Annotated in this window: 13 protein-coding genes and 1 tRNA gene; 11 read left to right on the top strand and 3 right to left on the bottom strand. The window is 34.9% G+C overall.

The genetic code is table 11. From position 1 onward, the window contains the following. Window positions 1-266 precede the first annotated feature (266 nt). From J2W95_RS09595 to J2W95_RS09585, 3 genes are all read left to right on the top strand, one after another. Entirely contained in the window at window positions 267-1,517 is a 1,251-nt protein-coding gene (locus J2W95_RS09595; RefSeq protein WP_310006350.1) for a uracil-xanthine permease family protein, read from the top strand. 392 nt (window positions 1,518-1,909) lie between these two features. Further along, a complete protein-coding gene (locus J2W95_RS09590) occupies window positions 1,910-2,365 on the top strand; it encodes a hypothetical protein (RefSeq protein ID WP_310006346.1) in 456 nt (151 codons plus the stop codon). A 52-nt stretch (window positions 2,366-2,417) separates the two neighbouring features. Then, the gene (locus J2W95_RS09585) at window positions 2,418-2,585 is read left to right on the top strand and encodes a hypothetical protein (protein ID WP_310006345.1); all 168 of its coding nucleotides are present in this window, start codon (window positions 2,418-2,420) and stop codon (window positions 2,583-2,585) included. Window positions 2,586-3,000: 415 nt separating this feature from the next. Here J2W95_RS09585 and J2W95_RS09580 read toward each other — a convergent pair whose 3' ends face one another. Continuing rightward, entirely contained in the window at window positions 3,001-3,618 is a 618-nt protein-coding gene (locus tag J2W95_RS09580; RefSeq protein ID WP_310006343.1) for a recombinase family protein, read from the bottom strand. Between the two features lie 313 nt (window positions 3,619-3,931). Between J2W95_RS09580 and J2W95_RS09575 the strand changes: the two genes are divergently transcribed. Both J2W95_RS09575 and J2W95_RS17415 read left to right on the top strand, forming a co-directional pair. Beyond that, complete coding sequence (locus J2W95_RS09575) at window positions 3,932-4,660, top strand: hypothetical protein (protein ID WP_310006341.1); 729 nt, start codon at window positions 3,932-3,934, stop codon at window positions 4,658-4,660. Between the two features lie 657 nt (window positions 4,661-5,317). After that, entirely contained in the window at window positions 5,318-6,880 is a 1,563-nt protein-coding gene (locus tag J2W95_RS17415; protein WP_409025125.1) for a recombinase family protein, read from the top strand. Here the strand turns inward: J2W95_RS17415 and J2W95_RS09570 are convergent. Continuing rightward, window positions 6,834-6,913: transfer RNA gene (locus tag J2W95_RS09570), tRNA-Leu, on the bottom strand. The genes J2W95_RS17415 and J2W95_RS09570 overlap by 47 nt on opposite strands. Window positions 6,914-7,131: 218 nt before the next feature. On the opposite strand from J2W95_RS09570, the gene J2W95_RS09565 reads away from it, so the two are divergent. From J2W95_RS09565 to pth, 3 genes are all read left to right on the top strand, one after another. Continuing rightward, entirely contained in the window at window positions 7,132-8,073 is a 942-nt protein-coding gene (locus tag J2W95_RS09565) for a ribose-phosphate pyrophosphokinase (protein WP_111411609.1), read from the top strand. A gap of 67 nt (window positions 8,074-8,140) precedes the next feature. Beyond that, window positions 8,141-8,749 (top strand): 50S ribosomal protein L25/general stress protein Ctc, encoded by a 609-nt coding sequence (locus J2W95_RS09560; RefSeq protein ID WP_310006338.1) that lies wholly within the window; start codon window positions 8,141-8,143, stop codon window positions 8,747-8,749. Between the two features lie 335 nt (window positions 8,750-9,084). Next, complete coding sequence (gene pth, locus J2W95_RS09555; protein WP_310006336.1) at window positions 9,085-9,711, top strand: aminoacyl-tRNA hydrolase; 627 nt, start codon at window positions 9,085-9,087, stop codon at window positions 9,709-9,711. 52 nt (window positions 9,712-9,763) lie between these two features. Here the strand turns inward: pth and J2W95_RS09550 are convergent, their stop codons facing one another. Next, the gene (locus J2W95_RS09550; protein WP_310006334.1) at window positions 9,764-12,499 is read right to left on the bottom strand and encodes a zinc-dependent metalloprotease; all 2,736 of its coding nucleotides are present in this window, start codon (window positions 12,497-12,499) and stop codon (window positions 9,764-9,766) included. A 441-nt stretch (window positions 12,500-12,940) separates the two neighbouring features. On the opposite strand from J2W95_RS09550, the gene J2W95_RS09545 reads away from it, so the two are divergent. The 3 genes from J2W95_RS09545 (at window position 12,941) to bioB (ending at window position 15,806) form a co-directional block, all read left to right on the top strand. Beyond that, entirely contained in the window at window positions 12,941-13,885 is a 945-nt protein-coding gene (locus tag J2W95_RS09545; protein WP_310006332.1) for a bifunctional riboflavin kinase/FAD synthetase, read from the top strand. A 297-nt stretch (window positions 13,886-14,182) separates the two neighbouring features. Further along, the gene (locus tag J2W95_RS09540; RefSeq protein WP_310006330.1) at window positions 14,183-14,620 is read left to right on the top strand and encodes a hypothetical protein; all 438 of its coding nucleotides are present in this window, start codon (window positions 14,183-14,185) and stop codon (window positions 14,618-14,620) included. A 100-nt stretch (window positions 14,621-14,720) separates the two neighbouring features. Then, window positions 14,721-15,806 (top strand): biotin synthase BioB, encoded by a 1,086-nt coding sequence (gene bioB / locus J2W95_RS09535; RefSeq protein WP_310006328.1) that lies wholly within the window; start codon window positions 14,721-14,723, stop codon window positions 15,804-15,806. Window positions 15,807-15,907 lie beyond the last annotated feature (101 nt).

The following is a 15,907-nucleotide window of genomic DNA, read 5'->3' as shown; positions in this document are numbered from 1 at the left end:
AACACTTAAAATTTGCAAAAAAGTAGAATTTTTGAAGACAAAAAATCCATAAAACCAAAACCACCTTAATAAGAACCTTTATTACAAACTGAAAATCAAGAATGATTAAAAAACACAAAACATTGACAATCAATGCATTTTTACAATAAATGATCTTAAATTGTAAATTTTTTAAGCAAATTTGTAGACAAGACTTAAATGGCATTCTAATTTCAGTAAAACAAAATCCGTCTCTCAGTTTAAAATCATTTTTAAAACTAAAATAAATGAAAACAGTTAGCACACAGACAAAATTAATATTAGGACTTCAGCACGTTTTGGCGATGTTTGGAGCAACCGTATTAGTGCCCTTTCTAACAGGACTCAATCCGTCAATTGCTCTTCTTACAGCAGGAATTGGAACACTTTTGTTTCACCTATGTACCAAGCGAATCGTTCCTGTATTTTTGGGGTCTTCATTTGCATTTATAGGAGCATTAACATTGGTTCTAAAAGAAGACGGAATTGCTCATGTAAAAGGAGGAGTTATCGCGGCTGGATTTGTCTATATAATTATGGCCACGATGGTAAAGACGTTTGGCGTAGAAAAAATAAAATCCTATTTCCCTCCTGTGGTTGTAGGTCCAATAATAATGGTTATCGGATTGCGACTAAGCCCGGTTGCGTTATCGATGGCTGGTTATAAAAACAATACTTTTGACACAAACAGTCTTATAGTAGCTTCGGTTGTAATTATTTCCATGATCAGTATATCAATTTTAGAAAAATCTTTTTTTCGCTTAGTTCCGATTTTGATTTCCGTTTTTTTAGGATACATCACAGCTGTTATGTTAGGAATGGTTGATTTTTCAGGTTTCGAAAAATCAAGTTGGATTGGTTTCTCAGACGTAGCCATGAAAGATTTATTGACAATTCCAGTTTTTTCATTTACTTCCGTAATCGCCATTGCTCCTATTGCCTTGGTGGTTTTTATCGAGCATATTGGTGATATTTCAACAAATGGTGCAGTTGTTGGGAAAGATTTTTTTGAAAACCCAGGAATTCCAAGAACGTTATTAGGAGATGGAGTCGCAACAATAGTCGCTGGACTATTAGGTGGGCCTGCAAACACAACTTATGGAGAAAATACAGGAGTATTGGCGGTTACAAAAGTTTACGATCCCGCTATTCTGAGAATTGCAGCTGTTTATGCAATACTACTGGGGATTATTGGCAAATTCGGGATGGTTTTACAAAGTATCCCAACCCCTGTTATGGGAGGAATTTCTATAATATTATTTGGAATGATTGCTTCGGTTGGTGTCAGAACTGTTGTAAATGCTGATATTGATTTTTCACATTCCAGAAATCTGATTATTGCCTCATTGATTTTTGTACTGGGAATTGCTATAGACAACGTAATTGTTTCCGGTAGCGTTTCACTTTCAGGACTTACCATTGCCGCTATTATTGGGGTTGTTTTAAATAGAATCTTACCATCGGACAGATTAGATTCAGCTACCGAAACAGAAAAATAGAAAGATTTTAAAACCAAAAAAACCTCTTCTTTCGAAGAGGTTTTTGTACCCCCTACCATTGAATTGTCGAATCTTTTCATTGAAGATTTGAAGAAATTGTCCTATGCTTATATGTTGCTGACTAGGGATAAAACCCCGTAGAACACAACGGTCATTCTGACCAATTAAAAACAATCACCAAAACTATTTACAATTTATTGCAATCAATTATGATTGTGAATAAATATTTTATGTCCGAAGGAACTTTTCCAACTTTCCGACATATTTATTATAAAATAACATATCAAAAGGGAATTAAGCCGTTCCCCTAATAGATATGATGCGTTTAACAAGAAACAAAAATGCAACAAAATGAATACGTAACAGTAAAAGAAATTAGTACAAAATATGAAATGTGTACTCGAAATGTTAGAAGAATAATCAGTAGCCTAACAGACAATTGTAGCGAAGCTATGCTATACAAGAATAAAAATGGTGAATGGATGGTTCACCATTTATTGGTGCCGAAGTTCAAACCTCAACGAACTAGAAAGAACAAATACTATGCTCTCAGCATCGACCCGTGTACAGATTATAGTAAATCTGACATCGATGTGGTGATGAAATTTGCTTATGAACAAATGGGTGATGACGTACTAGAGATTAATTATGTGGTAGAGCAAAAGAAGAGCAACAACCGAAACCATTTACATTGCTATGTCAAATGCTCGAATAAAAAGAAACTAATCAATTGTTTCAAATTAGGTTTCAGTCAAATAAGTTATCGTGAGAGTGTCATCTTCGACTTAAATGGTTGGAAGGACTACATAAAAAAGGACGGTAGCCAGATAATAACATTAAAAAATTAAACTAAATATGATAGAAATTAAAGACTTTAAGTACAATCCAAAGCTTCGTAAGATGTTGGTTAATTACTGCATTAGAACTTATGAAGAAGATGCAATTTTAGATGATTGGCATTTGATTCAAGAGTATAATCTTTTGAAAAAGAATAACGAACTCCATTTCCTTTTTGAAGAGGAGTATTTGATAAATTACCTAAAGGATGGAAACGATAGCAACGGATGATAAAATCAGGTTAAAGCAAATGCAAATCTCTATTGAGAAAGAACCTCATCGAAAACAAGAGTTGCAAAAACAGTTACAGAAGTTACAACTGGAGAAGGAAATCGAGCAGATAAAGAAGAGAATAGAACAGTTGGGATGATGCACCCCTGCCCTGCTATCTAGTAACAAGTTGCTCGTTACCTCCCAGCAATTTTTGCTTTTTTGGTTGGAAATAGTATGGGTTCGATGAGGTGCTCGAATTTTTTTTTTCAGGTCTAATGTTCCTAAATATACCATGATTATCCTGTCTTTGCTCTATAGACCTATATGAAAAAACTGGTTTTAGGGCTTAGAAAAAGGTATTACAATCATGTGATGCGTTCACTGTTTTACAAAATTGGAATCCTCACAGATTATGTGAGGATTTCTTTTTTTACTATGCTACCATTTTTTTAATTTTTTGGACAGTACCACTGCTTTTTCCCGTTAGTTTCATGATATTGCGGACTGATTGACCTTGCTTTAGAAATTTTACAATATCTGCATGCTCGGCAATAAGTTGTTTCGGCTCTTTTTCTGAGCCAACTTTACGTCCTAGCTTTCCTCCATCACGAATAAACTTCTCACGGCCAGAGTTCAGGCGCTCTTTAATCATGGACAATTCTAAGCTTGCAAAGGTTGATGCAATGCTAAGCATCGTTTGAACCATGCCGTTAATTTCACCTGATGGTAGAAGAGTATGCAGTTTGAAGTTATCAATAATGATATTGATTCTGTTTTCATTGCATTTTTCCAAGAAAAGAGCGAATGATGAGATTTTACGAGAGATACGTGAAATTTCGATGGCAATAATATGTTGGATGCCATTTTTGATGGCATAATCCAAAATCTCTGCGTTAACTTCATCATTTTTAGTTCCAGACTTATAGTAAGTAAACTCTTTGACGATTTTATACTGATTTCCATAATTAGAAATTAGTTCCTGAGACTGACGTGTAACGTCCTGACGATTCTCATTTGTTGAACAGCGGGATATGATGATTGCTTTTTCCATATTCCAAAAGTCCAGGTATTTCGGCACATGACAAAACAAATCAAAGAATATTTTCGATACAGATAACCGTATCGTTTTGTGTTTACAATAGATATAAAATGATACAGTTGAGGTTTTGATACGATGTAGTACTGATGCGTTATAATTATGGACTAATGAATCTTTGTAAATAATTTCCATTAATGATTTATAAGGATTCTTTTTTTTATATTTGGTCAATTGCAAGACTTAACATGCTCTGACTGTAAATCTATGATTGGTTAGAATGGAAAAGTTTTGTTTTGGTTGTGTTAGGTGAAATTTTAATTAAACAATGAAAATGCAAGATTCTCCAAGTTTTTTATCCGACCCCAAAGTTGTAATTTCGATTTTGGCTTTAATAATCTCTCTAGTAAGTCTTGGTTGGACTTTATGTAATCAATATGAACAAAACAGAAGATGGGAAAAGATTAATAATGCTAATCCTGAATTAAAGGAAGTGAGATTGATTAATTGGAAAGAAATCACAGCTACTGAGGCAAGTACTGTGCCATGGGGTTACAAACCTGATATTTATGGCAAAGGGGAAGCTTCAGATAATTATGTTTTGCCATATCGCTTAATTGCAAATGATTCGTCTGGCAATAAGATAGAAGGTTTAAATACTGTTTTTACTCTTGGAGAAGTTGAAAAAGAATTGCATAGGATTCAGTATAAGGGTGATGTGACTGTGAGTAAATATTTTCGGCCGAATTTCATATTTGAGAATATGGGCAAAACTGAAGCTAAAGAATTGTCAATTATTATTGATGCAAAACTACCTGACACAGACTGGCGAAATGCATTTACTTCAAGTGCTTCATCTAATTTGGCAGGTGGACAGTCGACTACTGTTTATTTTGATTTTGGGTTGCCAATAAATTTAGAAGTACCTCCTCAGATTTCTTTTAGAATTTTGCTAAAATTTAAGGATGTCAATAATAATACTGTCGAAAAAAATATAAGTGTTAAGTGGACAACAAAGGACAATTTTTGGTCTTATGATGAAGTTCAGAAAGAATAAATACTCTTAATGATTATTAACAGTTTCTCTTAATATTTGAATTTTAGCAATAATGGTAATAGTTTTACAAACTCGACAGAAATCCTTTAGTTAAAACCATATAATTGTGGTTTTACTATTTTATTGACGTTTTGGCACAACTTTCAGTTGCATTATTCGGAATAAATTAGTACTTTTGTATATAATTCTTAAAAGGCCACAAACTGACTCTTAAATCAGCTCTTTTTAAAAATTTACTCAAAATCTCAGAGAGCAGTTCAAACTGTAGAAGTATAAAATAATTGCCACTTTGTTTTCCAAAAAGTGGTTTCAGCAAAACACAAAATTTTTCACCAGGCATATCATGTCTGTTTCGCTATTGGTCTTATTTCGTCCGAAATCAAGATTCTATGCGTAAAATTTATCTAAATCAGTTTATGAGGCTAGTTTGGACGTGTCATGCTATGACCATAATAAAGAGAATTCCACCGTCAAAGTAAAAAATTGGAAAATGACGACCGAGAAACAAAGTGTTAAGTTTAACTGAATGCAAAAAAATATTAAATAAAAAAGGAATACAATATAGTGATGCCGAAATAGAAATCTTAAGAAACACACTATACAAATTGGCAGAAGTATGCCACAACCAAATAAGCAATAAAAATATAGAAAAATAAAATGGAAAAAATAAACGTAATAACTTATAGTCGCGTAAGCACAGACGAGCAAGCACAAAAAGGATTTAGTCTTGACTACCAAGAACAAACATTGATGGGCCATTGCGAAAGAATGGGATACAATCTAGTTAAGTCATACAGAGAAGACCACTCAGCCAAAAACTTCAAAAGACCCGAATGGACAAACTTGAAAGCATACGCAAAAGCTAACAAGAAAGCAATTCACAAAGTATTATTTGTCAAATGGGATAGATTCTCACGAAATACGGAGCAAGCTTTAACAGTCTTACGAGAGTTCGATACGATGGGGATTGAATTGAATGCCACGGAGCAGTATTTAGACATGTCTAATTCAGACAACAAAATGGTGCTCTCAATTTATCTTACAGCTGGCGAGGTCGAAAGAGATAAAATTTCAAGCAGAACAATTAGTGGAACGTACCAAGCAAAAAAGGAAGGTTATTTCACAGGAAAAGCACCGTACGGTTATGATAATTTTCGAGACGAATTCAAAAAATCAACATTGAGGCCGAACCAATTTTCTTTTTTCGTGAAAAAAGCATTCGCTGAGGTAGCAATGAATATTGAATCAGTTGAAACGATTCGCAAGAAGCTTAAACAAGAAGGAATGAAACTTGAAAAAAGTGCATTTAGTGAGTTACTTAAAAACATCGTATATATAGGTAAGATTAAAGTTCCTGAGTTCAAAAAAGAATCCGCATTGGAGGTAAAAGGCAAACATGAAGCACTGATAGACATCGAAACATTCAACAAAGTACAAGCTGTCTTCAAAAGCAAAAGATGGCACGGAACAAAACCATCAGAGAAAAACTTAGACTTTCCCTTACGTGATTTTCTAATATGTGAGCTATGTGGGAACCAAATTACAGGCAGTTTCTCAAAGGGTAGAGACAAAAAATATCCATATTACCATTGTAGAAACAAGTGTAAAACCAGAGTTCCAGTCAATGATGCTCATGTCAGAATCGGAAGCATTCTCTTTAACTTACAAATAAATGAGAATATCAAAGATTTGTTCTCAGAAGTCTTAAAGGATTCTGAATCTCAAATAAACGGAGATAGAACCATCCAACTTCAAAACAAAATTGAACTCCAAAAGGTTTTAAAATCCAAAATTGAAGATGCAGAAGACTTACTTTTAAGCAAGGACATCAATAAAGAAAGATTCAACAGCATCATCGAACGCATCAACGGACAGCTTAATGAAGTTAATAATGAAATCGAAGCACTCAACAAGAGAACGGATTCAATCAAGACTTACGTTGATTCAGGATTAAAGCTACTCTCAAACTTAGATATTATGTTTGCTAATGGTGATTACGATGGAAAAAGAATAGTGGCGGGTTCAATATTTACGCAAAAGCTAATTTTCGGAAATGGAGATTGTCGAACCGCTAAAGTGAATGAGGTGGTTGAGGTTTTGACTAGGAATAGCAAGGGTTCGGAAGGGTATAAAAAAAGAAAGACCGTCAAAAATGACAGTCTTTCCGTTAATGTACCCGGAGCCGGAGTCGAACCGGCACGGTTTCCCACAGGTGTTTGAGACCAGCGCGTCTACCAATTCCGCCATCCGGGCTTAGCTAGACATGAAATAATAAACAATTATTTCAACGCAATAAAGAGATAATCAACATTAACAATTATCTTTTCCTTTAACACGGTGCAAATGTAAAAAATATTTTTAAACATTCTAATAAAAATACTTAAATTTTTCCTTTCAGAGTTGATTTTATTTTCTAAATTTGCACCTCGTTAAAAACGATACACACAACTAACTACAAAACAACAAATTAAATGTCACACCTAGAACCAGAAGCTAAAATTTTTGCTTGTTCAAAAAGTGAATATCTTGCAGAGAAAATTGCAAAGGAATACGGAATCCCAATGGGGAAAGTTACCATGTCTACTTATAGTGACGGTGAGTTTCAACCTTCTTACGAAGAATCAATTAGAGGGTTACGCGTTTTCATCGTTTGCTCAACGTTTCCATCTGCAGATAATTTAATGGAATTATTGTTGATGATTGACGCTGCAAAACGCGCATCAGCAAGACACATTACAGCTGTAATACCTTACTTCGGTTGGGCAAGACAAGACAGAAAAGACAAACCAAGAGTGCCGATAGGAGCTAAACTAGTAGCTAATTTACTAGATGCTGCGGGAGCAACAAGAATAATGACCATGGATTTGCATGCTGATCAAATACAAGGATTCTTTGAGAAACCAGTAGATCACCTTTTTGCATCCACAATCTTTTTACCATACGTAGAAAGTTTAGGTCTAGACAATTTAATGATTGCTTCACCAGACATGGGAGGATCGAAAAGAGCATACGCTTATTCTAAATTCTTAAATTCTGAAGTAGTTATCTGTTACAAGCAAAGAAAAGCAGCCAACGTTATCGAAACAATGGAGCTTATCGGAGAAGTAAAAGGCAAAAATGTAATCCTAGTTGATGACATGATTGACACAGGAGGAACTTTGGCAAAAGCTGCCGATTTGATGATCGAAAAAGGAGCCTTAAGCGTAAGAGCAATTTGTACACACGCCATTTTATCGGGTGGAGCTTACGAAAAAATAGAAAATTCTAAATTGTTGGAACTAATCGTAACCGATTCTATTCCGTTAAAAAAGCAATCCAACAAAATAAGAGTAGTGAGTTGTGCACCTCTTTTTGCTGAAGTAATGCACATGGTACACCACAACAATTCCATTAGCGGGAAGTTTTTAATGTAATTCATTACAGCAAAAACAAAAGCTATTATAATAAGAGTTTAATTAATAACTATAATAAATATTTACAATGAAATCGATTACAATTAAAGGATCAGAAAGAGAAAGCGTGGGCAAAGTAGCTACTAAAGCCTTACGTAATGCTGGATTGGTTCCTTGCGTATTATACGGAGGAAGTCAAGCAGTTCATTTTTCAGCGGAAGTTATAGCTTTCAAGAACTTGGTTTACACTCCAAACGCGCACACAGTTGTGATTGAACTTGGAAACGGTAAATCATTCAACGCTGTTTTACAAGATATTCAAGTTCACCCGGTATCTGACAAAATTTTACATATTGACTTCTTTCAAATCTTTGATGACAAAGAAATCACTATTGAAGTTCCAGTAAAAATCATTGGTAACTCAAAAGGAGTTATGGCAGGTGGAGATTTACGTTTAAACAACCGTAAATTAAAAGTTAAAGCTTTACCTAAAGATCTTCCAGATTTCGTTGAAGCTGATATCACTCCTCTTGACATGGGTAACAAATTATACGTTACTAAAGTGCCAACTCCAAACTTCAAGATCATGCACCCAGAAAACACAGTAATCTGTCAAGTGAAGATCTCTCGTGCTGCTATGAAAGCTGCGCAAGAAGCTGCAAAAGCTGCAAAAGCTCCAGCAAAAAAGAAAAAATAATACTTTTTCAATCTATATCAAAAGCATCAGTTTCACAACTGGTGCTTTTTTTTTGACTTGAAGCGAAAGATCAGGCATTTCAGGAAGCATGGATTCCCGCTGTCCTTCCAAATCTTTTATTTTTTAAAGAAAAAAAATAAAAGGATTTTCCCTCCCATCGGGGCTAAAGAGAAACATAGTACATTTTTGGAAATAAAAAATCAAAGCTCAATTCCAAAATTTAGAATTTTGAATTTAAACAATTTTATTCTTTACTCTTAGACTCTCTTCTCTTTGTTCTTTACTCTTTTCTCTCGTCTCTTTCCTCTTTATACTTTTTACACTATTTTTGCACCATGATAAAATGGATGCAAAACCTGTTTTCATCACCAAAAACAGAAGAGAACACAGACATTATGAAGAAATTTTTAATCGTTGGCCTTGGTAACATCGGCTCCGAATACGTAAACACCCGACACAACATTGGTTTCAAAGTAGTGGATTTCCTAGCCAAAAAAGAAGGAATATCATTCGAAACCGTGAAACTCGGTTCGCTGGCCGAATACAAATTCAAAGGAAGAACCTTTTTACTTCTAAAACCCAACACCTACATGAATTTAAGTGGGAAAGCCGTAAAATATTGGATGGACAAGGAAAATATTCCACTGGAAAATATTTTTGTCATTACCGATGATTTAAATCTTTCCTTTGGAACCATTCGCATCCGCAAAAAAGGAAGCGATGGAGGTCACAACGGACTTAAAAACATCAATCTCGTTCTGAACACCCAAGAATACACTCGATTCCGATTTGGTATCAGCGACGAATTCAAAAAAGGACAACAAGTCGATTATGTATTGGGAGATTGGGATGATAACGAAAAAGCCAAACTTACCGAAAGACTAGAAGTTGCTTCCGAAATCATTAAATCTTTTGGAACAGCAGGACTGGAAAACACCATGACCACCTTTAACGGAAAATAAAAAAAGGGAGACATTCAAATGTCTCCCTTTTTTTTTTATAAGTCCAGAAAACCTATTCCACTATAATCTTAGAAACACCTTTTCTATCACCATCTACGACAGTGATAATATAAGTTCCAGCCGACGCATTCTTCAATTGAATATTCTCATTGAAATCTCCAGTGTTTTCAAACTCCTTCTGATATATTTTTCTTCCTAGCATATCAGTTACAGAAACCCGAATATCTGTTGTATTGGAACTTGAGAAACGAATATTAAAATCTCCTTTATTTGGATTCGGGTACAACACAAAATCATTTATTTCAAAACTTGACGTTGCCAGAGTAGTATAAGTACTTGAACAAATTTTTATAGATGCCGAATTAATTACCCCTATATCACCAACCCCAGTATCTTTAAATCGCAAAGTCCAGGTTCCTTGAGGATTTTCACCATTAAATGCCGACAATACTCCTGCAGGAACAATAGTTTGACTCGCAGTCGAACCACAATTCAACGCACCACCCATGTCGTCATATGTCAAAATCAAAGTAGTATCATTGGCTCCACAAGACTTATCAAATAATTTCACAACAGTCCCTTTTGGGCTTACCACTTCCATTTGAACATCGGATATATAAGTGTGGGTAAAATTGACACTAAAATCGACATCGGTAATTTCCGAAGTGGATGCAGGCACCACAACGGCTATCTCTGCAAATGTTTGTGATTCTGGAATTGAAACTGGAAAAGTTCCAGCGAATGGATAAGAACTACAAGAAGTTGCAATACTATATCCTAGAGCAAAAGGCTTGCTATTTACTGCGTAAAAGACATTAGCTGTAGGCTCTATCAAAATTCTGCAATTTTTGGCTGCCGTCATGGGTGCTGCAATCACTTCAGAACCATCGTTTGGCGTATTGGCTACTAAAACTGTTGGAAAAGTCAACCCACCATCAGTAGACAACTTAATATTCACATTGGCTGATCCCGATAATAAATTAGAACTATTTACGCTCCAAGTTATCGTTTGTGATGAACCCAAAACCCAACTTAAATCAGAGGTGTTTTGTGAAGTTAACGCAAAAGGCCCTTTATTTCCATCAACAGTAACTACCATCCCATCCGAATTGGTTTGTCCAAAACCCAAACTTGCATTATCACGTGCTGTAAATACAAAACTCAAATTTCTAGCCACAGATGGAAGTGCTTCCCAAGTAGTGACCAATTGTCCAGACAGTACTTTATTAAGAGTTGGAAAATAACGATTGGTTACACTACTAGGCAAAAATGATCTAAAATTCGGGCCATTGGTTTTGGCTGCATAAGCAATACTATTTGCCTCACTTTCACTGTTGGTAGCTGAATCATTTTGTTCCCAACAATATGTCATTGTGTTCCCGTTAGGATCTGAAGCAGTACCATTCAAAACAAAAGGAGTACTTTTTGGAATAGTATAGTCAAACCCAGCATCGGCAGTTGGCGTTTGACTGCTCAATATCGTATCAATTGGGCATGATTTGGATGCCAAATTGCTCTGAATTTGAGAAATACTGGTATAAGCAAAATAATCATCCGATTGATTTTGAACGTCATAATTTGTAATTCCAGCATAACCCATTATTGTCGAACCACTCCCAGGTTCCACGCTCGTTCCAGTTCCTTCAACAGTTGAAGAAAAAGTATGCGTCGCCCCTATTTGATGCCCCATTTCGTGAGCTACAAAATCAATATCAAAAGATTCACCTTCTGGTCTACTATCCGACGGCGAAGTAAAGGCACTTCCTTTCCCCGAAGTATAAACCGGCGTTGAATCTGTATTTGTTAATGCATCGCAAACACAACCTATACAACCTGCATCACCACCTCCACCAGAAGCTCCAAATAAATGACCAATATCATAATTAGCTTCACCTATTACACTAGTAATTGTTTTTTGTACTTCTGAATTCCAGGCCCCCGGACAATCATTTCCAGTACAATCAGCAATTACTTCAATACCTACATCCGCATCTGAATACGGATCTGTAGCCGCATTGGTATACACAATCAAATCATTATTGCCTATAATTATCAATTTCACAGCTAAGTCCCTATTAAAAATTCCATTTACCCTTGCCATTGTAGCATTCATTCCATCCAATGCACTAACAACTGTACCACCAAAATATTGGGCATATTCCCCTGTACAAGAAAGCGCCAATCGCATGGTTTTAAAAACACCATTACTTGATTTCACTTGACTTGCTTTCTTCGTCAAATCCTTACTCAGTTCAACATCGGCAGTTTTACAAGTTAAAGGCAAAACACCTTTACTCCTGCTTTTTGAAGTAGAAACAGCATATACCGATTTATTTTTGGTCAATGGCTCTATAAATTCTGAACCGCTGTCTCCTCTTAAAATCATAGTTTGAACACCACTTGGAGAAACACTGAAACTAATAGAAGCCTTTGGATCAGTTATTCCTGTTCCAGAATAGGCACGGATTTCTGGATATTTCGCTTGCAATTCTGGAGCAAAATTGGAAGATTCCACAACATTAAATTGCTCAATTTTACCTCTACTATTTGGAATTGCAACAGCTATACTTTTTGCAGAAGAGACACCTGAATGAAGTGTTTCTAACGATTGTTTGAATTCAGTTTCGTTCAAGGAGTATAAAAGTTGATGTTCCAATCCCAAATCACCTTTCTCTTTTTGTAAAATCCTTTTCTGGGAAGAACTTACTATTGCCCAAGAGGATTTGGCTTGAGAAAACCCAACAAAACTTGCGGCTAAAAAACCTAAACAAAATAGAAATCTATTCATATGAAAACATTTATTGTTTTTTATTGGTCATATGTAATTCGCATATCTTCATTGGTGTTTGCGACCAATTTAGAATCATGCTCATTTCATATGCTGATAGTGTGTTTATTGAAATATCATATCTAATTTATATTTATCTCATCTGTCTCTATTTTTCTTTGCAAATCGATAACTCGTGTCTATAAAAAAAAGAAGCATTTCCAATTAAGATCAATATTGATTATAAAAATTAAAATTGACACACAAATTTAATTCATTTACAATGGAATACACAATGATTTGAAAAACGATTTAAAAAAGACAACAACTACATTCGTTTTCAATGGGTAATTTGAAGATTTATTAGCTTAACTGATATTACAATTAATAAAAATAGAAACTTCTTATTCTTCTTTTTAAAATAGATAGTATAAATTTGCAAAATATTTAAAAATAGGTACTTTGAAAATTTTTCATTCTATACACGATTTCCAAGTTGCATCTGGAGGAAATGCAAAAAAAACAATTCTTACTTTAGGAACCTTTGATGGCGTTCATTTTGGACATAAAAAAATACTGGAAAAAGTCACTCAAAACACAGAAAACGAAAAATACGAAAGCCTGGTACTTACTTTTTTTCCTCATCCTCGCATGGTCTTACAAGAGGATTCGGATTTAAAAATGCTCAATACCATAGACGAAAAAATCGAGCTATTGGACAAAATTGGGATTCAAAACTTAGTTATCCATCCCTTTGACGAAAGCTTCTCTAGATTGACTGCGGAGGAATTTGTAAAAAACATCCTTGTAGACCAATTTCACATTCATAAAATAATAATTGGTCATGACCATCGATTTGGGCGTAATCGAACTGCCAACATTGATGATTTAAAAACTTTTGGAGAACAATATGATTTTGAAGTAGAAGAAATTTCAGCTCAAGAAATCAAGGAAGTATCCGTAAGCTCAACAAAAATACGACAAGCCTTAATCGACGGTAATGTTGCTTTGGCCAATGAATACTTAGGCTACAATTATTCTTTAACCGGCATAATAGCCAAAGGAAAACAGCTGGGAAGAACTATTGGATTTCCTACTGCCAATTTAAAATTAGAAGAAAACTTCAAGCTCATTCCAAAAAACGGAGTTTACATTGTAAAAAGCATTATCAACTCAAAAACTGTTTTGGGAATGATGAATATCGGTTTCAATCCTACTGTTGATGGTAAGAATCAAACAATCGAAATTAATTATTTCGATTTTGATGAAGATTTATACGATCAAAAAATTACTGTTTCTGTATTGGAAAGAATCCGCTCCGAAGTGAAATTTGATTCGGTTACGCTATTAAAAGAGCAATTGGAAAAAGACAAAAATACAGCTTTGGCTTATTTTGAAAATCTATAAAAAACTTCCATTTATTATTAATAATAAACGTCTTGGTCTCAAGTTAGGGATTACTTCATTGTATATTTATTTTCATAGGACTTCAATGAATGTCATTTACAGCTAACTATCGAAGTAGTTCGAATAGCGCGATAGCACAAAGCGAATGATTTTAACAGTAATTAATTTCACATCCAATTTTGACAGAAACTCTTCTAATCAATTAATTACAACGATTTCGTTTATTTTTTGTAAATTTATGTCAATATATTGATTCCCAAATACATATTGAATTTCTAACTTTTAAAAAACTAAGCCATGAAAGTAAAAAAAGAAATTAAAAACGGGTTCTTCATTTTTATATCAATTGGAACCTATTTTCTTTTAATGGAATTTTTGGGTTTATCCAATCTTTTCTATTTGAGGTTGGTGAATGTGTTCTTCATTGTCTATGCCGTAAATGACACGTTAAAATCAAGGGTTGCACACGGCAAGAAAAAATTTGTACCCAATATCTTGGCTGCATTATCCACTTGTATTGTCGGTATTGTTTTATCTATTGCTGGGCTGTTGGTTTATAGCTATATGAGAGGTGGCGATGCTTATATCCATACTTTATCAGAGAGTTTTTTATTCGGCGGCCATCCTTCCATTAATATGTATTGCTTTTCTTTGTTTTTTGAAGGAATTGCCTCGTCAGTTATTGTAACTATGCTATTAATACTGTATTATAATGATAAATTTATCACCGATTAAACTACTCTTTTTAAACAATTTCTAACAAGTCTTTTTAATTCTAGCACATTGCTTCTTTAGAACAATTTGATTACTTTTGGGGCATCAAAATAAAGGATCAATGAGTATCACAAAACACAACTGGACGAAAGAAGAAATTATTGCTATTTATAATAAACCCATGATGGATTTGCTTTTTGAAGCAGCTACTATCCATCGCGAGCATCACGACCCAAACGTGGTACAAGTTTCTACTTTGGTTTCCATTAAAACTGGAGGATGTTCTGAAGATTGTGGCTATTGCCCACAAGCAGCTAGATACAACACTGGCGTTGAAGGAAATGATTTAATGTCCGTAAGCCAAGTCAAAGCTCAAGCTCTTAGAGCAAAGTCTGGAGGTTCTTCTCGTGTATGTATGGGAGCCGCTTGGAGAAATGTAAAAGACGGCCCTGAGTTTGACCAAGTTTTGGAAATGGTTCGTACCATAAACAAAATGGACATGGAAGTATGTTGTACTTTGGGTATGATTACCGAAAATCAAGCTCAACGATTGGCAGAAGCTGGTCTTTATGCTTACAATCACAACTTAGACACATCTGAAGATTACTATAAAGAAGTTATCTCGACTCGTGGATTCGAAGATCGTTTGCAAACTATAGAAAACGTTCGTAAAACCAGCGTTACAGTTTGTAGTGGTGGAATTATCGGAATGGGAGAAAGCGTAGAAGACAGAGCCGGAATGCTTGTGGCTCTTTCAACTTTGAACCCACAACCAGAATCAGTGCCAATCAATGCATTAGTAGCCGTAGAAGGCACTCCAATGGAAGATGAAAAACCTGTGGAAATCTGGGAAATGATTCGAATGGTTGCAACAACTAGAATTATAATGCCAAACACACAAGTCCGTTTATCGGCTGGAAGAATGAACATGAGTCGCGAAGGACAAGCGATGTGTTTCTTTGCTGGAGCGAACTCTATCTTTGCCGGAGACAAATTGTTAACTACACCAAATCCCGATGTAAATGAAGACATGAAAATGTTTGATTTATTAGGCCTCAAACCACAAAAACCATTTACTAAAGTTGTGCAACCTCAAACAGTTGAAGCTGCTGATTCACAATTTGAATCACTTGGAGAAAAACCAAAATGGACTAGACCAGGCCATACGATTGAGAAAAACTTAGAGGCATCAATAAAAGGAAAATAAATCTTTGTGTAAGATAGTAAAACCCCATTTTCATGCCGAAAATGGGGTTTTTTAGTTATTCGCATTTACATAAATATCTTTTATCCAATATATAATAATCC

The sequence above is a fragment of the Flavobacterium granuli genome, assembly GCF_031456055.1.
Classification (GTDB): Bacteria; Bacteroidota; Bacteroidia; order Flavobacteriales; family Flavobacteriaceae; genus Flavobacterium; species Flavobacterium granuli_A.
The sequence above is the reverse complement of the archived record's forward strand: the minus strand, read 5'-3'. Positions and strand labels throughout refer to the sequence as shown.